The 17,462-nt window shown below is 68.4% G+C and carries 22 protein-coding genes; 15 read left to right on the top strand and 7 right to left on the bottom strand.

The genetic code is table 11. The features are described from left to right. Position 1 precedes the first annotated feature (1 nt). From ABIB58_RS09060 to ABIB58_RS09080, 5 genes are all read left to right on the top strand, one after another. Entirely contained in the window at positions 2 to 409 is a 408-nt protein-coding gene (locus tag ABIB58_RS09060; protein ID WP_017505339.1) for an MAPEG family protein, read from the top strand. Positions 410 to 448: 39 nt separating this feature from the next. Continuing rightward, positions 449 to 1,804 carry a TldD/PmbA family protein gene (locus ABIB58_RS09065; protein WP_354040429.1) on the top strand — a complete coding sequence of 452 codons (1,356 nt, stop codon included), beginning with the start codon at positions 449 to 451 and terminating at the stop codon, positions 1,802 to 1,804. Next, positions 1,801 to 2,598, top strand: a complete 798-nt coding sequence (locus ABIB58_RS09070; protein WP_354040431.1) for a 3'(2'),5'-bisphosphate nucleotidase CysQ — start codon at positions 1,801 to 1,803, stop codon at positions 2,596 to 2,598. The genes ABIB58_RS09065 and ABIB58_RS09070 overlap by 4 nt, the downstream gene beginning before the upstream one ends. A 108-nt stretch (positions 2,599 to 2,706) precedes the next feature. Next, positions 2,707 to 2,952, top strand: a complete 246-nt coding sequence (locus ABIB58_RS09075) for a DUF4170 domain-containing protein (RefSeq protein ID WP_045810318.1) — start codon at positions 2,707 to 2,709, stop codon at positions 2,950 to 2,952. Positions 2,953 to 3,029: 77 nt separating this feature from the next. Then, entirely contained in the window at positions 3,030 to 3,242 is a 213-nt protein-coding gene (locus ABIB58_RS09080) for a hypothetical protein (RefSeq protein WP_137721191.1), read from the top strand. A gap of 6 nt (positions 3,243 to 3,248) precedes the next feature. Here the strand turns inward: ABIB58_RS09080 and ABIB58_RS09085 are convergent, their stop codons facing one another. Continuing rightward, a complete protein-coding gene (locus ABIB58_RS09085; protein ID WP_336976884.1) occupies positions 3,249 to 3,914 on the bottom strand; it encodes a fused DSP-PTPase phosphatase/NAD kinase-like protein in 666 nt (221 codons plus the stop codon). Between the two features lie 88 nt (positions 3,915 to 4,002). Between ABIB58_RS09085 and ABIB58_RS09090 the strand changes: the two genes are divergently transcribed. The 5 genes from ABIB58_RS09090 to lpxK are packed head-to-tail and all read left to right on the top strand — an operon-like array spanning position 4,003 to position 9,381. Beyond that, entirely contained in the window at positions 4,003 to 4,524 is a 522-nt protein-coding gene (locus tag ABIB58_RS09090) for a COG3650 family protein (protein WP_354040434.1), read from the top strand. Between the two features lie 31 nt (positions 4,525 to 4,555). Further along, positions 4,556 to 6,385: an ABC transporter ATP-binding protein gene (locus ABIB58_RS09095; protein ID WP_354040436.1), complete on the top strand. Its 1,830-nt coding sequence runs from the start codon at positions 4,556 to 4,558 to the stop codon at positions 6,383 to 6,385. Continuing rightward, entirely contained in the window at positions 6,382 to 7,065 is a 684-nt protein-coding gene (locus ABIB58_RS09100; protein ID WP_354040438.1) for a lysophospholipid acyltransferase family protein, read from the top strand. The genes ABIB58_RS09095 and ABIB58_RS09100 overlap by 4 nt, the downstream gene beginning before the upstream one ends. A 10-nt stretch (positions 7,066 to 7,075) precedes the next feature. Continuing rightward, the gene (locus tag ABIB58_RS09105; protein ID WP_354040440.1) at positions 7,076 to 8,368 is read left to right on the top strand and encodes a 3-deoxy-D-manno-octulosonic acid transferase; all 1,293 of its coding nucleotides are present in this window, start codon (positions 7,076 to 7,078) and stop codon (positions 8,366 to 8,368) included. Then, positions 8,365 to 9,381, top strand: a complete 1,017-nt coding sequence (gene lpxK, locus ABIB58_RS09110; RefSeq protein WP_354040442.1) for a tetraacyldisaccharide 4'-kinase — start codon at positions 8,365 to 8,367, stop codon at positions 9,379 to 9,381. Before ABIB58_RS09105 ends, lpxK begins: the two co-directional genes overlap by 4 nt. Here lpxK and ABIB58_RS09115 read toward each other — a convergent pair. Next, positions 9,366 to 10,691: a metal-dependent hydrolase family protein gene (locus tag ABIB58_RS09115; RefSeq protein WP_354040444.1), complete on the bottom strand. Its 1,326-nt coding sequence runs from the start codon at positions 10,689 to 10,691 to the stop codon at positions 9,366 to 9,368. The genes lpxK and ABIB58_RS09115 overlap by 16 nt on opposite strands. Positions 10,692 to 10,805: 114 nt before the next feature. Between ABIB58_RS09115 and ABIB58_RS09120 the strand changes: the two genes are divergently transcribed. Beyond that, complete coding sequence (locus ABIB58_RS09120) at positions 10,806 to 11,498, top strand: murein L,D-transpeptidase catalytic domain family protein (RefSeq protein ID WP_039245408.1); 693 nt, start codon at positions 10,806 to 10,808, stop codon at positions 11,496 to 11,498. Between the two features lie 3 nt (positions 11,499 to 11,501). On the opposite strand, the gene ABIB58_RS09125 is transcribed toward ABIB58_RS09120, so the two are convergent. The 5 genes from ABIB58_RS09125 to ABIB58_RS09145 form a co-directional block, all read right to left on the bottom strand. Then, positions 11,502 to 11,777 (bottom strand): type II toxin-antitoxin system RelE/ParE family toxin, encoded by a 276-nt coding sequence (locus tag ABIB58_RS09125; RefSeq protein WP_295245454.1) that lies wholly within the window; start codon positions 11,775 to 11,777, stop codon positions 11,502 to 11,504. Beyond that, a complete protein-coding gene (locus tag ABIB58_RS09130) occupies positions 11,765 to 11,965 on the bottom strand; it encodes a CopG family transcriptional regulator (RefSeq protein ID WP_354040447.1) in 201 nt (66 codons plus the stop codon). Before ABIB58_RS09130 ends, ABIB58_RS09125 begins: the two co-directional genes overlap by 13 nt. A 32-nt stretch (positions 11,966 to 11,997) precedes the next feature. Beyond that, positions 11,998 to 13,272: a phosphoribosylamine--glycine ligase gene (purD, locus tag ABIB58_RS09135; RefSeq protein WP_354040449.1), complete on the bottom strand. Its 1,275-nt coding sequence runs from the start codon at positions 13,270 to 13,272 to the stop codon at positions 11,998 to 12,000. A 73-nt stretch (positions 13,273 to 13,345) separates the two neighbouring features. Beyond that, complete coding sequence (locus tag ABIB58_RS09140) at positions 13,346 to 13,777, bottom strand: PRC-barrel domain-containing protein (RefSeq protein ID WP_052689496.1); 432 nt, start codon at positions 13,775 to 13,777, stop codon at positions 13,346 to 13,348. Between the two features lie 16 nt (positions 13,778 to 13,793). Continuing rightward, a complete protein-coding gene (locus tag ABIB58_RS09145) occupies positions 13,794 to 13,955 on the bottom strand; it encodes a hypothetical protein (protein WP_167334148.1) in 162 nt (53 codons plus the stop codon). A gap of 65 nt (positions 13,956 to 14,020) precedes the next feature. On the opposite strand from ABIB58_RS09145, the gene xseA reads away from it, so the two are divergent. From xseA to ABIB58_RS09165, 4 genes are all read left to right on the top strand, one after another. Next, entirely contained in the window at positions 14,021 to 15,616 is a 1,596-nt protein-coding gene (xseA, locus tag ABIB58_RS09150; RefSeq protein WP_354040452.1) for an exodeoxyribonuclease VII large subunit, read from the top strand. A gap of 65 nt (positions 15,617 to 15,681) precedes the next feature. Next, positions 15,682 to 16,188: a signal peptidase II gene (gene lspA, locus ABIB58_RS09155; RefSeq protein WP_045810326.1), complete on the top strand. Its 507-nt coding sequence runs from the start codon at positions 15,682 to 15,684 to the stop codon at positions 16,186 to 16,188. Positions 16,189 to 16,259: 71 nt separating this feature from the next. Then, positions 16,260 to 16,826 (top strand): DUF3035 domain-containing protein, encoded by a 567-nt coding sequence (locus ABIB58_RS09160; protein ID WP_045810327.1) that lies wholly within the window; start codon positions 16,260 to 16,262, stop codon positions 16,824 to 16,826. Positions 16,827 to 16,900: 74 nt separating this feature from the next. Continuing rightward, positions 16,901 to 17,344, top strand: a complete 444-nt coding sequence (locus tag ABIB58_RS09165) for a PaaI family thioesterase (RefSeq protein ID WP_091748104.1) — start codon at positions 16,901 to 16,903, stop codon at positions 17,342 to 17,344. The last annotated feature ends 118 nt before the right edge of the window (positions 17,345 to 17,462 follow it).

Consider the following 17,462-nt stretch of genomic DNA (forward strand, 5'->3'; position numbering starts at 1 on the left):
GATGACCACGCCGCTGATGTACGCCGTCCAGGCCGCCGCCCTGTGGAGCGGCCTGCTGATCCTGATGATGCTGGTCTTGTCGGGCATCGTGGTCAGCGGGCGGCGCAAACACATGGTGTCGTTCGGCGACGGTGGAAACGCGGATCTGATGGCCGCCAGCCGCGCCTTCGGCAATCTGGTGGAATATGCGACGCCCGGCATGATCGCGATGCTGCTGCTGGCCGCCGTGGGCGCGCCGGCCTGGATGGTCCACGGGGTCGGCGCGACGCTGTTCGTCGGCCGGGTCGCCCATGCGCTGGGCCTTTTGCTGCAGACCGGGCCGTCGCTGGGTCGCGTCGTCGGCATGTTGCTGACCTGGGTGGCGCTGCTGACGGCGGCTGTGGGCCTGATCGCCTTCGCCGTCGTCTGACGCGGTTGCGGTGCAGCGGGGCGTCCGCCATATCGGGGCATGACTGAAACCCTGGCTCCGCCCGTTTCCACCGATCTTCTCAACGACATCGTCAAGGCCGCGCTGAAGGCCGGCGCCGACGCCGCAGAGGCGGTCAGCGCCGATCGCCGATCCCTGTCGGTCGGGGTGCGCAACGGCAAGCTGGAAGATGTCGAACGCGAGGAATCGCGCGACCTGGGCCTGCGCGTGTTCGTGGGCCAACGGCAGGCGTCGGTCTCGGCCTCTGACCTGTCGCCGGCGACCCAGGCGCGCCTGGTCGAGCGGGCCGTGGCCATGGCGCGGCTGGCGCCGGAAGACCCCCACGCGGGTTTCGCGCCCGAGGATCGGCTGGCGCGCGGCCCGTTCATCGATCTGGACCTGTTCGATCCCAGCCAACGCACCGCCCAAACTCTGGAACAGGTCTCGGCCGAGGCCGAGGCGGCGGCCTTGGCGGTCCCCGGCGTGGCGCGGTCGGAAGGCGGCCACGCCGGCTGGTCGTCCACCCGCTGGCGGCTGGTGACCTCGCACGGGTTTGACGGCGCCTATGAGGGTTCGGCCTTCTCGCTGGGCGTCGGCGTCATCGCGGAAAAGGACGGCGCGATGGAGCGCGGCGGCGAGAGTCGTTCGACTCGCCACCTGTCCGACCTGCCGGGCGCAGACCTGATCGGCCGCACCGCCGGCGAGCGCGCCGTGGCCCGCGTCGGCCCGCGCAAGATCGCCTCGACCACCGCGCCCGTGATCTTCGACAACCGGATGGCGAGCCAGATCGTGTCGCCGGCCATCGGCGCCATTTCCGGCCCGTCGATCGCGCGCGGCACCTCCTTCCTGAAGGACCGCATGGGTCAGCGCGTGTTCGCCGAGGGCGTCACCCTGATCGACGATCCGTTCCGCCCGCGCGGCATGGGATCGACCCCGTTCGACGACGAAGGCGCAGCGGTTCAGAAGCGCGCCCTGTTCGACGACGGCGTCCTGACCACCTGGTTGCTGAACAGCGCCTCGGCCCGGCAACTGGGTCTGGAAACCACCGGCCACGCGTCGCGGGGGCTGGCCGGACCGTCCGGCGTCTCGACGCACAATCTGCATATGGAGCCGGGCGAGCGCGATCTGGGGGGCCTGATGGCCGACGCCGGGACCGGCCTGTTGGTGACGTCGATGTTCGGCCCGTCGCTGAACGGCAACACCGGCGACTGGTCCGCCGGGGTGTCGGGCTTCTGGTTCGAAAACGGCGTGATCGCCTATCCGGTCAGCGAGGTCACGGTCGCGGGCAAGCTGACCGACCTGTATCTGCGGATCGAGCGCGGCTCGGACCTGGAGTTCCGGGGCGGGTTCAATGTGCCCAGCCTGATGTTCGACGCGGTGGCCATCGCCGGCAAATGATCGACTTGCACGCCGACCTCGACCTGATTCGCCAGGCGGCCATAGACGCCGGGGCGCTGGCCATCGCCGAACGTGAGGCGGGCTTGAAGATCGAGTCCAAGGTCGGCGGTTCGCCCGTCACCAGCGGCGACCTGAAGGTCGACGCCATGCTGAAAGACAGGCTGCTTTCGGCGCGGCCCAACTATGGCTGGCTGTCGGAAGAAACGGCGGATACGGCCGAGCGTCTGTCGAAACGACGCATCTTCGTGGTCGATCCCATCGACGGCACCGTCGCCTACATGAAGCGGACGCCGTGGTGGTGCGTGCCCATCGCCGTGATCGACGACGGCGAGGTCGTCGCCGCCGTGATCCATGCGCCCGAGGTGGACGAGACCTATGTGGCGACGCGTGGCGGCGGTGCCCGACGTAACGGCAAACCCATCCACGCCTCGGATGTCGATACGCTGGAGGACGCCTCGATCCTGGGCGATGCACGACTGATCGAAGCGCCCTGGTTCGCCGACGAGCCCTGGCCGTCGATGCGGTTCGAAAAGCGCAACGCCCTGGCCTATCGGATGGCGCTGGTCGCCGCCGGCGCCTTTGACGCCGCCTTGGCCCTGACGCCGAAATGGGACTGGGACGTCGCCGCGGGCTGGCTGATCGCAACCGAAGCCGGCGCCAGGGTCAGCGATCACCACGGGCGGCCATGGGCGTTCAACCGGCCTGATCCGCGTCAGGCCAGCCTGGTCTGCGCGGCGCCGATCATCCAGCCGATGATCGTGCGGCGTTGTAAAAACGTGCCGCTTTCGACCTGAGGCGAGGGCGGAAAAACCCCGGCCCACATTGATCCGAGGGCATTCTCGGCCTATGCCGCGCGCAAACCTCCTCCCCCAAGCCTTCCGGCCCAGCCTTCAGGATTTCCGATGACCGATCAGAACGCCGTCCCGCCGCAACTTCTGCACATCGTGATCGGCGGCGAGCTTCGTCACCTGGGCGAGCCGACCTTCCGCGACCTGTCGCAGGTCGAGTTCGTCGGCGCCTTCGGCAACTATGAAGACGCCAAGAAGGCGTGGAAGGCGCGCGCCCAGGCGACCGTGGACAACGCCCACATGCGCTATTTCATCCTGCACGCCCACAAGCTGATCGATCCGCGCGGCGACGCGGCCTGAGCCGAGGACTGAGTGCGACATCGAGGAGCCGAACCGGCTCCTCGATCCGACGTTTCGATCTGGATGCGAGGACGACGATGAACCTGGAACCGCAACAGATCTTCCAACTGGTCAGCCTGCTGGCCGTGCTGGCGCTGTTCAGCTTTTCGCTGCGCGGCCATATCGACTACGCCCGCTGGTTCAAGCGGTGGGAGGCCGACCGCAAGGCGCGTCGCGACGCCGAATTGGCCGCCGAGGCGCGCGCGAACGGCGAGGCCGGCGACGAACCGAAGACCGGCCCCTGGGGCTGAAGCCCCCTACTCGCGCCGTAGCAGCTTGTCGGTCAGCAGCGTGCCCCACCAGCCGGCCTTGAACTCGGCGCGGATGGCCTTGGGGTCGTAGTCGGGGCTGTCGACCCAATCGATGAAGCTGATGCCCTTCGGCTCGATCTCGTTGACGTATTTTTCCAGCGTATAGTCCAGCACCCCGGTCAGCCCCTCGCGCGAGTGCAGGTATTTCTTGGACAGCTGCTTCATGGCGACCGAGATCGGCTCGCCCAGGTGGAAGTGGCGATAGAAGACCGCCATCATGCCCGCTCGATCGGCCCCGGACTTGCAGTGGATCAGCACCGGGTACTGGATCGTCTTGAACAGCTCGCGCGCGCGGTGGATGCGCACCGTCTCGGGCGGATCGCGCGAGTCCAGCGGCGCGTCGATCAGGGTCAGGCCCAGCCGCTCGCAAGCGTCCTTCTCCAGCCAGTAATAGCCCTCGTCCCGCTTGCCGCGCAGATTAATGACCGTCTTGACGCCCTTAGACTTCCAATAAGCCAGCTGACGCGGCGACGGCTGATTGGTGCGCACCAGATCCGGCCCCAGCCAGTGGGCGTTAGAAAAGGCCACGCGCAGAAACGCATGGTCGGCCCAGAAATAATGCCAATGCGCCCGAAAACGGCCCATCGCGGTCGAGAGGTCGAAGCGCGCCATGCCCGCCAGATAGCGATTGGGCGCCGCCGCGTCATCCGATCTCGATCCTGATGCGTTGGAATGTTTGTCGAGACCGGAGAACAGCCCGATGAAAACCCTCGCCGCAGCCGCCGTCGTCGCCGCCAGCCTGTGGGCCGGCGCGGCCGCCGCCCAGACGCCGCCGCCCGAAGACCCTGCCCTGATCGCCTATCTGCGTGACCGGGCCAGGGAGGCGCTGGACACCACCCGCTATACGGCCGCGATCACGCCGGATGGGGCCATGACCCTGGTCTATCTGACCGGCCCCAACTGGTGCGGCTCGGGCGGATGTCGGCTGCTGGTGCTGGACCGCACCGGTGCGACCTACCGCTCGGTCGGCGAGATCAGCGTGGCACGCGCGCCGATCCGGCTGCTGGAGCGACAGACCCATGGGCGGAGGGATTTGGGCGTCTATGTCGCGGGCGGCGGAATCACCGAGGGCTACGAGGTCGCTGTGCCGTTCGACGGGCGTCGATACGCGTCCAATCCGACGGTTCCGCCCGCGGTAAGGATCCAGGAAGCGCCCGGCGAAACCCTGATCCGCGCCGACGAGCCGGGCCGTGCGCTGGAACCGTCGCCGGACAAGCCTTGACTTGAAGGGCGGCTCGGACGACCGAGAGCCGATGACCGTCGCCGCCTCCGAAACCATGCCGTTGCGCGCCCTGCTGGCGCGGATTTGGCGCGACTATCTGTCCAAGCATAAGGGATCGCTGATCCTGTCGGTCTTGTGCGCGGCGACGACCGGCCTGCTGACGGCAGCGCTGCTGAAGCTGCTGGAGCCGGCGGTCAATGGTCTGTTCCTGGGCGGGACCAGGCCGATCAGTCTGTTCGGCCTGGTGACCTTTCCGGCGGACAAGGCCGTCGTCTGGATTCCGGTCGCCATCCTGACCGTCGCAATTGCGCGAACCCTGGCCGCGCTGGGTCAGGCGGCCCTGGTCAACCGGCTGGGTCACACCATCGTCGGCGACATCCAGATTCGTCTGTTCGGCGCCATGATCCGCGCCGATCTGGCTCGGTTGCGCAGCCAGCATTCGGGCGGCTTCGTCTCCTCGGTGCTGTTCGACGCCAATATGGTGCGCGAGGCCTTCACCTCGGGCGTGGTCAACTACACTCAGAACCTGCTGACCCTGATTGCGGTGCTGATCTACATGGGGTTCATCGACTGGCAGCTGACGATCGTCGTGCTGCTGGGCGTGCCGCTGGTGGCGCTGGTGCTTCGCCGGTTCGGGCGCAAGACGCGCAAGGCCGCCGTCGGCGCCATGGCCGAGACCGAGAACCTGTCCACCGCCCTGATGGAGAACCTGGACGGGGTTCGGCTGATCAAGATCGAGAACCGCGAGGCCGCCGAACAGGACCGCGTCGCCGAGGTGGTCGCCCGTCGCCAGCGCCACGTCATCAAGGGCGCCAACGCCCGCGCCTTCGCCGGTCCGTCCAGCGATCTGGTCGCCTATATCGTCGTCGCCGCCGTCATGGCCTACGCTGGCTGGCGGGCGCAGTCGGGCGACATGACCGTGGGCGGGTTCGCCGCCTTCATCGGCATGCTGCTGGCCGCCGGGCAAGCCCTGCGCCAGGTGACCAACCTGGCCACGGTGATGAGCGAGGGGTTCACCGCCGCGCGCCGCCTGTTCGGCGCGCTGGACATCCAGCCGGAAATTCGCGAGGCGGCCGACGCCGCGCCGCTGGCCGCCGGGCCGGTCGAGGTCGTGCTGGACGATGTGTCCTTCGCCTACGCCGGGACCGATGCGCCGACGCTGGACGCGGTCTCCCTGCGGGTCGCGCCGGGCGAGACAGTGGCGCTCGTCGGGCCGTCGGGCGGCGGCAAGAGCACGATCCTGAGCCTGCTGCCGCGCTTTTATGATGTGACCGGCGGGGCGGTGACAATCAATGGCGCGGATGTGCGGGCGCTTCGCATCCAAGACCTGCGCGACCATATCGCCTTGGTGACACAGGAGCCCTTCCTGTTCGACGACACCATCGCCGCCAACATCGCCTATGGCCGGCCGGGCGCGACGCAGGCGCAGATCGAGGACGCGGCGCGGTCCGCCGCCGCCCACGACTTCATCACGGCCTTGCCTGAAGGGTATGCGACCCGCGCGGGCGAGGCCGGCCTGCGCCTGTCCGGCGGTCAGCGCCAGCGGATCGCCATCGCCCGCGCCTTCGTCAAGGATGCGCCGATCCTGCTGTTGGATGAGGCCACCAGCGCCCTGGACACCGAGAGCGAGGCCCTGGTCCAGGCGGCGCTGGAGCGGCTGATGCAGGGGCGCGCCACGCTGATGATCGCTCACCGCCTGTCCACCGTCCGGAACGCCGACCGCATCTATGTGATCGAGGCCGGCCGCGTGGTCGAGGAAGGCTCGCACGACGCCTTGGTCGCCAAGGGCGGCCTGTATTCCCGCCTGGCCCGCCAGCAGTCGCTGGACGGCGCCGCGCCCAGCGTCGAGACGGTCGCATGAGGCCGCTTCGCAATCCGGCGGTCCAGTCGGCCCTGGCCTGGACCCTGGCGAAGTGGATGCAGTTCTGCTTTTCCACCATTCGCTGGACGCACGAAAACCAGCAGGCCGCGGAGGCCGTCTGGACGCAGGGCGGCGGCGTGCTGTGCGTGTTCTGGCATTCACGGATCGGCCTGTCGCCGTCATGCTGGCCGCTGGACCGGGCGCAGCCGGCCAAGGCGCTGATCTCCCTTTCGGCCGACGGCGAGTTCATCGCCAAGGCGGTGGCGCGTCAGGGCTTTCCCGCCGTGCGCGGATCCTCGGCCAACAAGGACAAGGCCGAGAAGGCCAAGGGCGGCACCCAGGCGCTGCGTGACGGATTAAAACAGCTGAAGGTCGGCGCCTTGGCCATCACGCCGGACGGGCCGCGCGGCCCGGCCAATGTCATGGCCGATGGCCTGCCCCTGATGGCGAAGTTGTCCAAGGCGCCGGTGCTGTTCATCGGCATGTCGTGCAATCCCGCGATCCGTCTGGACAGTTGGGACCGGGCCGTGCTGCCCCTGCCCTTCGGCAAGGGCGCCATCGTGTGGGACCGCGCCGACTATCCCACTGACGCGGACATGGCCGATGTCGTCGTCGACTGGACCGCGCGGCTGAACGCCGTCGAAGCACGCGCCGATGCGATCACGGGCCTGAAGCCGTGAGGCTGCAGCCGTGACGCCCTTGCCGCTGATCGCCTATCGGCTGGCGACGCGCGCGCTGGAGCCGCTGGCCCCGCGCCTGCTGGATGCGCGCGCCAGACGGGGCAAGGAAGACCCGGTGCGGGTGGACGAGCGGATGGGCTTCACCCGCACCCCGCGCCCCGCCGGCGATCTGGTCTGGCTGCACGGCGTCAGCGTGGGCGAGAGCCTGTCGCTGCTGCCTGTGGTCGAGCGACTGACGAAGGCGCGTCCCGACCTGACCGTTCTGGTCACCTCCAGCACCGTGACCTCGGCGCATATTCTGGCCGAACGACTGCCGGCAGGCGTGATCCACCAATATGCGCCAGTCGATGCGCCAGGCGTCGTCGAGCGGTTCCTGGACCACTGGCGGCCCAATCTGGCGGTCTTCGTCGAGAGCGAACTGTGGCCCAATCTGTTGCTGGAGGCGCGTCGGCGGGGCGTGAAACTGGCCCTGGTCAGCGCGCGCATCACGGAAAAGACGGTCGAGGGCTGGGCGCGATTTCCGGCCTCGGCGCGGGCGCTGACCGGCGCCTTTGATCTTGTCCTGCCGCAGGATGCCGTCTCGGCCCAGCGGCTGGAGGGCATGGGTGCGCGGATCGACGGGCTGGTGAACCTGAAATTGTCGGGAGAGGCCCTGCCCCACGACCCCGCCGCCTTCAGCCGTCTGAGCGCCGCCATCGGCGACCGGCCGGTGATCGTCGCCGCCAGCACCCATGAGGGCGAAGAGATCGCCATCGTGCGCGCGCTGGACCATCTGAGCGAGCGTGTCTGCCTGATCCTGACGCCACGCCATCCCGAGCGTGGCGCGCATATCGCCCAGGCCCTGCAACGCGACGGCTACGCCTTCGCCATGCGTTCGCACGGCGAGACGATCGGGCCGGACACCGACATCTATCTGGCCGACACCCTGAACGAGATGGGCCTGTTCCTGCGCCTCGCCGATGTGGTGGTGATGGGCGGCTCGTTCGCACCCGCCATCGGCCTGCCGCCCGTCGGCGGGCACAATCCGCTGGAGCCCGCGCGGCTGGGCAAGCCGACGATCACGGGGCCGGATGCGTCCAACTGGGCTCCGGTGACGGCGGCCCTGGTCGAGGCGGGAGGCCTGGCCCTGGTTCAGGCGCCGTCCGATCTGCCCGGCGTGATCGAGCCGCTGCTGGAAGACCTGAACGCGGCCAGGGCCATGGGCGAACGCGGGCGTCGCGCGGCTGTCGAGGCCGGAGGCGGGCTGGAGCGACTGTGGGCGCTGCTGTCGCCGCTGATGCCGCAGAGGCAGGGCCGGCGATGAAGCTGAACACGCCGCGCTGGTGGTATGTGCGCGACAGCAACCACGCCCGGATGACGCGCACGGCGCTGAAACCGCTGGGCTGGGTCTGGGCCGCCGTGACGGCGCGTCGGATCGCCAAGACGGCGCCCGCCGACCCCGGCTGCGCGGTCATCTCGGTCGGCAATCTGACGGTCGGCGGATCAGGCAAGACGCCAGTCGCGCGCGAAACCTTGCGGCTGCTGCGCGCGGCGGGGGTCGAGGCGCATGGCCTGTCGCGCGGCTATGGCGGTCGGCTGGAAGGACCGGTCCGGGTCGATCCTCAAATCCATACGGCCGACGATGTGGGGGACGAGCCGCTGATGCTGGCGCAGGGATCGCCGGTCTGGATCGCGCGCGATCGTGTGGCGGGCGCCAGGGCCGCCGTCGCGGAAGGGGCGCAGGCCCTGGTGCTGGACGACGGCCATCAGAACCCCGCCCTGAAAAAGACCGTCAGCCTGATCGTCGTGGACGGCGAGACGCGCGGCGACGAATGGCCGTTCGGCGACGGTTTGGTCTTTCCGTCCGGCCCCATGCGCGAGCCGTTGAAGGCCGGGCTGGCGCGCGCCGACGCCGTGGTGGTCATGCTGCCGACCGATGTCGAGGAGGCCGATCCCGAACTGCTGGCGGTCTTCGGCGCTCTGTCCGTCTTCGTCGCGCGCCTGACGCCCGAGGGGCCGCCGCCATCGGGGCCTCAGGTCGGGTTCGCCGGCATCGCCAAGCCCTGGAAGGTCGAGCGGTCGCTGAAGGCGGCGGGCTGCGACCTCGTGGACTTCGTCCCCTTTCCCGACCATGCGGCCTATAGCGCCGCCGACACGACGTTCCTGACCGACCGGGCGGCGGTATTCGACGCCGGCCTGGTCACGACGGAGAAGGACTGGGTCCGGCTGACGCCCGAGCAGCGCAAGCATGTCGTCGCCTGGCCGGTGGTCGCCCGGTTCGAGGACGAGGCGGCTTTCGTCGCCTTCCTGAACGACAGGATTCAGTCGGCGCGATAGACCACGCCGGACTTCATCACGAACTTCATCCGCTCCAGCTCGGTCACGTCCGTCAGCGGATCGCCCGAGACAGCGACGATGTCGGCGGGCATGCCCACGGCGATCTTCCCGGCCTCGTTGGCGATGCGCAGGTGTTCGGCGGCGCCGACGGTGGCGGCCTGGATGGCTTCAAGCGGGCTCAGGCCGGCGCGGACCAGAAGCGCGAATTCCTGGGCGTTGTCGCCGTGGGCCGAGACGCCCGAGTCGGTGCCGAAGGCGATCCTGACCCCGCCTTCATGCGCGCGGCGCGCCATGTCCAGCATCTTGGGCCCAGCCTCCAGCGCCTTGGCCGTCTGGGCGGGGGTGAAGAAGTTGTCGGGTCCCGAGGCGATGCGCGCCACGAAATCCCCGGCCAGCAGGGTCGGGATCAGCCAGGCGCCGTTCGACTTGAACAGGCGGATCGACTGATCGTCCAGATAGGTCCCGTGTTCGATGGAATCGCCGCCGGCGCGCAGGAAGGCGTTGATGCCGTCCACCCCGTGGGCGTGCGCGGTCACCTGGCGGCCCATGCGGTGGGCGCTGCCGACGATGGCGGACAGTTCGTCGTCGCTGAACTGCTGGTTCAGGCCGGCGGCGGTGTTGGACAGCACTCCGCCCGTCGCGGTGATCTTGATGATGTCGGCGCCGGCGCGAACCTGGGTGCGCACGGCCCGCATGCAGTCCTCAGGCCCCGAGCAGATGCTCTCGGACGACAGCAGGTGCATGACGTCCTCGCGATAGCCGTTGATGTCGCCATGCCCGCCGTGGATCGACACCGACGATCCCGCCGCGATGATGCGCGGTCCCGGCACGTCGCCGTTCCTAACGGCGTTCCGCAGGGCGAAGATGGCCTGGTTCGAGGCGCCAAGATCCGCCACCGTCGTAAAGCCGGCCATCAGGGTGCGACGCGCATAGCGGGCGCCGACCATCGCCTGATCCGCGTCCGAAAGCGTCACCTCTTCAAGGCGTGCGTTCGGGTTTTGCTGGCTCGTCAAATGGACGTGGCTGTCGATCAGGCCGGGCAGAACAAAGGCCTGGCGAAGGTCGACGACCTTGCCCTGAGACGCATCGCCGACGAAGCCGTCGCGCACTTCGACGATCTGGTTCCCTCTGATCACGAGAGTTTTATCGCTTTGCACAACGCCGTTCGCCGGATCAGCAAGCAACCTTCCGGCCTCGACGAACGTTGTTTCTTGTTGAGCCGAAAGCCCCGTGGCCACGGAGGTTTGCTGGGCATGGGCGCTTGCCGCCGACGCCATCAGCGCCGCCAGCGCGATACCAAAACGTTTCATCGATCTCTCCCCGCGACGCGTCGGCCGCAAAAATGCCCCACAAGGCTCAGGTTGCCTCGCCCGTAACCAACTGAAACAAACACGCCTCAAGACCAACCGCAACGAGGGCGTCGCATGCGGCTATCGAGACGAGGACTTATTCTGGGCGGATCGGCCATGCTGGCGGGATGCGCCAGCGCGAGCGCTACGGCGCCGCTGACGACGGCTCAGAACGGAACTCCGATCGCCATGCCGCAGGTCGGTCTGCCCACGGTTCAGACCTCCGCCCTGACGCCGCCGCCGCTGGACCCCCGTGGTCACGTTCGCAAGGACCTGATGGAGCGCGCCATGACCGCGCTGGACACCCACCATCACCGCCTGCCTCTGCGTGACCGGATGTATCTGGTCGACTTCCAGAAATTCTCGGGCGAGGAGCGGCTGTATGAAGTCGACCTGATCGCGGGTGAAGTGAAGGTGCTGCGCACCTGCCACGGCCGAGGATCGGACCCCAGCCACACCGGCTATGCCCAGCGCTTTTCAAACACGCCGGATTCCAACATGTCCTCGATCGGCGCCTATGCGACGGCGGGCGCCAACTGGGGCGCGCAGCAGGGGCCGAACGTCCTTTTGGACGGGCTGGAATATTCCAACGACAAGGCGCGCGAGCGGGCCATCATCGTCCACGGCGCCGACTATGCCGACCCCGACTTCCTGGCGCGCGAAGGCAAGCTGGGTCGCAGCTATGGCTGTTTCTCGGTCGCCCACACCGATCTGCCGGCTTTGCGCGAACGCATGGGCGAGGGCCGACTGCTGTTCGCAGCGGCGTAGAGCTTAGCGCTCGGGCCGTCGGGCGGAATGCCGAATCCACATGATCCGAACCTCGTCGGGCAACACGACATAGCGGACGATGTAAGGTGAGACGTTCGTGAGTTCCCGGACATTGGGACGAATGAGCCGCCCGCGATCCGTGAGAACGGCGAGACTTTCAGTCAGATCGACAAGTCTCAACGCCAATCGACGTGAGGCGCTGAGATTGAACTCTGCGACGTACGACTGAATGGCCTGAAGATTTTCTCTGGCCTCATCGGACCAGACTATTCGCCGCATTTCGGCGGAGGCAGCGGGTTATCTGTGCCCCAAGAAAGAAGCCATCGCTTCATGGCGTCATGGCTGATTGTACGCCCGGCGGCGAAATCCTCTTCCGCGCGAGCCATAGCCGCCTCGTCCGCCGCGTCATCGGGGATGTCGAAGATGCCGGGCTCTTCGTCGTCATCGTGGGGCGCCGGATGTGCCATGGATCGAACCCTACCACATCCCGCCGATACGGTCAGCCCCGGTCCAGCGCCCGCCAGCCGATGTCGGAGCGGTTGAAGCCGCCAGGCCAGTCGATCTTCCTGATGGCGGTATAGGCGCGTTCGCGGGCCTGGGCGATGTCGTCGCCTTCGGCGCAGACGTTCAGGACGCGCCCGCCCGAGGCGGCCAGCAAGCCGTCGTCGCGGCGCTTGGTCCCGGCGTGGAAGACCTGGACGTGGGGGCCGAAGTCCTGGTCGGCGCCGCGGATGATCGAGCCTTCTAGCGGGCTGTCGGGATAGCCCTTGGCCGCCATGACCACGCAGATCACCGTCTGCGGCTTGAAGGCGGGCGAAGCCAGGCCCGAGACGTCGCCGCGCGCGCAGCCCAGCAGATAGGGGACGATGTCGCCCGCCATCCGCATCATCAGCACCTGGCATTCCGGATCGCCGAAGCGGGCGTTGAACTCGACCACCTTGGGGCCGTCCTCGGTCGCCATCAGGCCGGCGTAGAGGACGCCGCGATAGGGCGCGCCCTCTTCGGCCATCTTGCGGATCGTCGGCTGGACGATCAGCGCGTCGGCCTGCTGCACCAGCTCGGGCGTGAAGACGGGCGCGGGCGAATAGGCGCCCATGCCGCCGGTGTTGGGGCCAAGGTCGCCGTCGAAGGCGCGCTTGTGGTCCTGGGCGCCGCCGAACAACAGGGCGCGTTGACCGTCGCACAGGGCGAACAGCGAGCCTTCCTCGCCGTCCATGAACTCCTCGATCACGACGCGAGCGCCGGCCGCGCCGAACCGGCCGCCCAGCATCCGCTCGATCTCGGCCTCAGCGTCCGGGCGATCGGGGCTGATGGCCACGCCCTTGCCGGCGGCCAGGCCGTCGGCCTTGATGACGTAGGGCGGCCGGAACACGTCCAGCGCCGCCTTGGCGTCCTTGACCGTGTCGTAGACGCCGTAGCCGGCGGTTGGGATTTCGTGGCGCTCGAGAAAGCCCTTGGAAAAGGCCTTCGACGTTTCCAGCTGCGCCGCCTTGGCGGTCGGCCCGAAGCACGGAATGCCGGCTGAAGCCAGACGGTCGGCAAGACCAGCGGCCAGCGCCACCTCGGGCCCCACGACGACCAGGTCGGCCTTGATCTCTCTGGCCAGGGCGGCCAAGCCGTCGGCGTCGTCCGCCTTGACGGCGCGCAGCTCGCACAGTTTCTCGATGCCGGGGTTGCCTGGCGCCGCCACCAGGCGCGTGACCAGCGGCGACTGGGCGATCTTCCAGGCCAGGGCGTGTTCGCGGCCGCCCGATCCGACGAGAAGAATGTTCATGAGATCGGGCAATGACCGGCCGGCGCCGGCCGGTCAAGCGCCCGTCAGACTTAACGCCACATTCAGCGTCCTATCAGCGCGCCGGCGGAGTCCAGGCCGGCAGGGCCTGAAGCTGACCGGGCGTCAGATCGGTGACAAGATCCCGGTCGCCGTTGCGGTTGATCGGAGACACATCCGCGACTGGAACCAGCACCTTCATGTCGCCGGGTCCCTCCAGTTCGACGACCAGATGGGTCAGGGCGCCCGAGGCGTCCAGCACCAGGGTTTCCACGTCGCCCAGATCGACGTTGGCGCGCGAATACAGGTCCGCGTCTTCCAGTTGATCGCGCGTCATGTTGAACGCCAAGGCGGCGTTCGAGGCTGCGGCGTCGGCCTGCTGGTCCGGCAAGGCCACGGGCGCTGCGCCCGGCGCAGGGGCCTGGACCACATCGTCGTCGCGATCTGAGCAGGCGACGACGCCGCCGGTCAGGCAAAGAATGGCGGCGAGCGGGACGATGCGGTTCATACGGCCTCCTTGGGCGTTAGAGCAGGGCCGAGACGACATAGACGCCTAGCCCCAGCAGAATGATGCAGCCGATGATCAGCCACGGGCTCATGGCGCCGCCGCCCCCGGCGCGGCGCGACAGATCGCGCTCGTGCGGATCGCGGTCAGAAGGATCGGTTCCGGGCGGGTCGGCGGGCATGAAAGTCGAACGACAGGGCGCGCGCAGCGTTCCCGGACGGATCGACGCAGGCTAGGGTGGGCCCCATGAGCGACGACTCCTACGTATTCGAAGGCCCGGCCGAGGTCCCAGCCCCTCGCGACAACAATCCGCCCCTGTCGATCTCGGAGCTGTCGTTCGCGCTGAAGCGCACGCTGGAAGACCGTTTTGGCCATGTGCGGCTGCGCGGCGAGGTCTCCAAGGTCAACCGCCACGCCTCGGGCCACGTCTATCTAACGCTGAAGGACGACAAATCGGCTATCGACGGCGTGATTTGGAAGGGGTCGGTGCGCGGCCTTGGCGTTCAGCCCGAGGCGGGGCTGGAAGTCATCGTCACCGGCAAGATCACCTCCTATCCGGCGCGGTCGTCCTATCAGATCGTGATCGAGAGCATGGAGGCGGCCGGCGCCGGCGCCCTGCTGGCCCAGTTGGAGCGGCTGAAGGTCCGGCTGCGTGAGGAAGGTCTGTTCGAGCCGGGTCGCAAGAAGCCCCTGCCCGCTTTTCCCGCGACCATCGGCGTAATCACCAGCCCGACCGGGGCGGTGATCCGCGACGTGCTGCACCGGATCGCGGAACGCTGGCCCTGCCGCGTCATCGTCTGGCCTGTGGTCGTTCAGGGCGATTCGGCCTGCGGTCAGGTGTCGAACGCCATCCGCGGCTTTGATGCGATGACGCCCAACGGGCCGATCCCCCGCCCGGATCTGCTGATCGTCGCGCGCGGCGGCGGGTCGGTCGAAGACCTGTGGTGCTTCAACGACGAAGGCCTGGCGCGGACCGTGGCGGCGGCGCGCATTCCGATCATCTCGGCCGTGGGGCACGAGACCGACACCACCCTGATCGACTTCGTCTCGGATCGCCGGGCGCCGACCCCGACGGGCGCGGCCGAAATGGCGACGCCGGTGCTGGCGGACCTGCGCTACGCCGTCGCGGACATGGACCGGCGCATGGTTCAGGCGGGCGGGCGGCTGATCGAGGATCGACGCACGCGCCTGCGGGCGGTGGCGCGCGGTCTGCCGGCGCGGCCCGAGGACCTGCTGGCCCTAGCGCAGCAACGGCTAGACCATGTGTCGAGCCGGCTGGGATCAGGCCTGCAACGCAACGTCGCCCTGCACGAGCGACATCTGGCGGTGACCGGCGGCAAGCTGAGTCCGGCCCTGCTGCGCACTCGGATCGAGCGGGGGCAGGACCGGCTGCGCGGCGCGGGCGATCGGTTGGGCGCGGCGCTTCAGGCCGGCGTGGCGCGCGGCGAACGGCGGTTGTTGCAGGTCTCCGGGCGGCTGTCGCCCGAACCGCTGCATCGGCGGCTGGACCAGCGTCAGGCCCGGCTTGAAGCCGTCGGCGCGCGACTGGACGGGGTCATGCCCCGTCGGCTGGAGCGGGACGCCGATCGCCTGGCGGCGCTGTCGCGCGCCCTGACGACCCTGGACCCCGGACGGCCCAAGCCCGGCTTCGCCCGCGTGGAAGATTCGGACGGCGCCTGGATCACCTCGGCCAAGGCGCTGGAGGCGGGTCAGGCGGTCAGACTGGTGTTCGGCGACGGCGTTCAGCCCGCGACGATCGACGGCGGCGAACCTCGTCCGTCCCCGCCGCGTCCGGCGGCCAAGCCGAAGCCGTCCGCCGCCGATCAGGGCAGCCTGTTCTGACGGCGGCGGCTTATGATCCGCGTTTTCCGCTTCGCCCCGGCGCCGCTTCCTGCTAACGGCGCCGCATGAAGATCACGCGCCTCGCCGTCACCGCCTATGTGTTCGCCCTCCTGATCATCGTCCTGGATCAGCTGACCAAGGCCTGGATCATCAGCGGCCTGTCGCTGCAGGAAGTCGGCCGCATCCCCGTCTTCCCGCCGATCCTCAACTTCAGCTGGGTCGAAAACACCGGCGTCAGCTTCGGCCTGTTCGGCGGCGGCGAAGCGCGCTGGGGCCTGGCCATCTTCTCCATCGTCGTCTCGGTCGGCCTGGCCTGGTGGGCGACGCAGTCGAACCGGCGCCTGCTGATCACCGCCATCGGTTTCGTCATGGGCGGGGCGCTGGGCAATGTGATCGATCGGATCCGCTTCGGCTATGTGGTCGATTTCATCGACTTCTCGGGCACCGGCGTGTTTCCCTGGGTGTTCAACATCGCCGACAGCGCCATCACCATCGGCGTCGTGCTGCTGATCATCGACAGTCTGGTGTCTGACAAACCCGCCAAGGTTGGCGCGGCCGTCGAAAAGTCGTAATCACCCCGTCTTCACTATGCCGACTGCGCCATCGCGGCGCTTCCTGCATCAGCCGACCAGAGCCTGAAACCATGCGTATCCGCAGTGTCGCCGTCCTGACCCTCGTCGCCTCCTCCGCGCTCGCCGTCTCGGCCTGCGGCAGCATCAAACAGGGCATCGGCCTGACCAAGGTGGTGCCGGACGAGTTCGTCACCGTCTCGACCGCTCCGCTCAGCGTTCCGCCGGAATACGGCCTGCGTCCGCCCGCGCCGGGCCAGCCGCGCCCACAGGAACTGGCCCCCGAAAGCGCCGCGCGTCAGATCCTTCTGGGTCAGCGTCAGGCCGTCACCCGCACGCCGGGCGAACAGGTCCTGGTGGCCCAGGCCGGCGGCGATCAGGCCGACCCGCTGGCCCGCTATGTCGTCGATGACGAGTTCGGCGATCTGGCGCACAAGGACGAAAGCTTCGCCAACCGCCTGATGTTCTGGCGCAAGGACGACGCCTCGACCCAGGCCCCGACGGTTCGCCAGACCGCCGAAGGCCAGAAGACCATCGACGCCTCGACCGAGGCCGCCCGCCTTCAGGCTCTGACCGGCGGCCAGCAGGCCATCACGATCCAGCCGCGTCGCAGCAACGGCTTCAAACTGCCGGGCCTGTAAGGACCGCCAAGACGGGCGCTTGCCACGGCGGCGTCCGTCCTTATTGTAAACGGACCTGATCAGGAGCCGTTTGCATGACCGAAACCGTCGATATCGCCGTCCTGTCCGGGATCGACCAACTGCGTCTGGGTATGACGGGCGGCTTCATCGCGCCCATCGCCCGCACCGTCGGCTTCGAACTGACCGAGGTCGAGGAAGGCCGGGTGGTGTTCGAGGCCATCCCCACCACCGCCGTCTATAATCCGCTGGGCACGGTCCATGGCGGTTGGATCGCGACGGTGCTCGACTCGGCCTGCGGCTGCGTCGTCCATTCCACGCTTCGGCCGGGCCAGACCTATACGACGCTGGAACTGAAGACGGTTTTTCACAAGGCGCTGACCGCCGGCACGCCCGTTCGGGCCGAGGGCCGGATCGTTCAGGCCGGTCGCCGCGCGGCCTTCTCGGAGGCCGATCTGCGCGGCCTGGACGGCAAGCTCTACGCGACTGCAACCTCGACATGCCTGGTCATGGAGCGTTGAGGGGAGCGCCGAGGGCAGCAAGCGTTTGCCGCGCCTCGCTTTAGCCGCTATCAGCGGCGAGCGTTGATGATCGGCCGCCGATCGTCGTGCGCCCTCTCTCGCTGTCGGAAAATAAGCT

The sequence above is a fragment of the Brevundimonas sp. UYEF29 genome, from assembly GCF_040546195.1.
Taxonomy (GTDB): Bacteria; Pseudomonadota; Alphaproteobacteria; order Caulobacterales; family Caulobacteraceae; genus Brevundimonas; species Brevundimonas huaxiensis.

Coding starts and splice junctions, on each gene's coding strand:
- ABIB58_RS09070 (WP_354040431.1), top strand. CDS start 1,801: ATGATCGACTTGCACGCCGACCTCGACCTGATTCGCCAGGCGGCCATA.
- purD (WP_354040449.1), bottom strand. CDS start 13,272: ATGAACATTCTTCTCGTCGGATCGGGCGGCCGCGAACACGCCCTGGCC.
- ABIB58_RS09125 (WP_295245454.1), bottom strand. CDS start 11,777: ATGCGGCGAATAGTCTGGTCCGATGAGGCCAGAGAAAATCTTCAGGCC.
- lspA (WP_045810326.1), top strand. CDS start 15,682: ATGAAGATCACGCGCCTCGCCGTCACCGCCTATGTGTTCGCCCTCCTG.
- ABIB58_RS09145 (WP_167334148.1), bottom strand. CDS start 13,955: ATGCCCGCCGACCCGCCCGGAACCGATCCTTCTGACCGCGATCCGCAC.
- ABIB58_RS09165 (WP_091748104.1), top strand. CDS start 16,901: ATGACCGAAACCGTCGATATCGCCGTCCTGTCCGGGATCGACCAACTG.
- xseA (WP_354040452.1), top strand. CDS start 14,021: ATGAGCGACGACTCCTACGTATTCGAAGGCCCGGCCGAGGTCCCAGCC.
- ABIB58_RS09115 (WP_354040444.1), bottom strand. CDS start 10,691: ATGAAACGTTTTGGTATCGCGCTGGCGGCGCTGATGGCGTCGGCGGCA.
- ABIB58_RS09090 (WP_354040434.1), top strand. CDS start 4,003: ATGAAAACCCTCGCCGCAGCCGCCGTCGTCGCCGCCAGCCTGTGGGCC.
- ABIB58_RS09080 (WP_137721191.1), top strand. CDS start 3,030: ATGAACCTGGAACCGCAACAGATCTTCCAACTGGTCAGCCTGCTGGCC.
- ABIB58_RS09075 (WP_045810318.1), top strand. CDS start 2,707: ATGACCGATCAGAACGCCGTCCCGCCGCAACTTCTGCACATCGTGATC.
- ABIB58_RS09120 (WP_039245408.1), top strand. CDS start 10,806: ATGCGGCTATCGAGACGAGGACTTATTCTGGGCGGATCGGCCATGCTG.
- ABIB58_RS09140 (WP_052689496.1), bottom strand. CDS start 13,777: ATGAACCGCATCGTCCCGCTCGCCGCCATTCTTTGCCTGACCGGCGGC.
- lpxK (WP_354040442.1), top strand. CDS start 8,365: ATGAAGCTGAACACGCCGCGCTGGTGGTATGTGCGCGACAGCAACCAC.
- ABIB58_RS09085 (WP_336976884.1), bottom strand. CDS start 3,914: ATGGCGCGCTTCGACCTCTCGACCGCGATGGGCCGTTTTCGGGCGCAT.
- ABIB58_RS09130 (WP_354040447.1), bottom strand. CDS start 11,965: ATGGCACATCCGGCGCCCCACGATGACGACGAAGAGCCCGGCATCTTC.
- ABIB58_RS09060 (WP_017505339.1), top strand. CDS start 2: ATGACCACGCCGCTGATGTACGCCGTCCAGGCCGCCGCCCTGTGGAGC.
- ABIB58_RS09160 (WP_045810327.1), top strand. CDS start 16,260: ATGCGTATCCGCAGTGTCGCCGTCCTGACCCTCGTCGCCTCCTCCGCG.
- ABIB58_RS09095 (WP_354040436.1), top strand. CDS start 4,556: ATGACCGTCGCCGCCTCCGAAACCATGCCGTTGCGCGCCCTGCTGGCG.
- ABIB58_RS09065 (WP_354040429.1), top strand. CDS start 449: ATGACTGAAACCCTGGCTCCGCCCGTTTCCACCGATCTTCTCAACGAC.
- ABIB58_RS09100 (WP_354040438.1), top strand. CDS start 6,382: ATGAGGCCGCTTCGCAATCCGGCGGTCCAGTCGGCCCTGGCCTGGACC.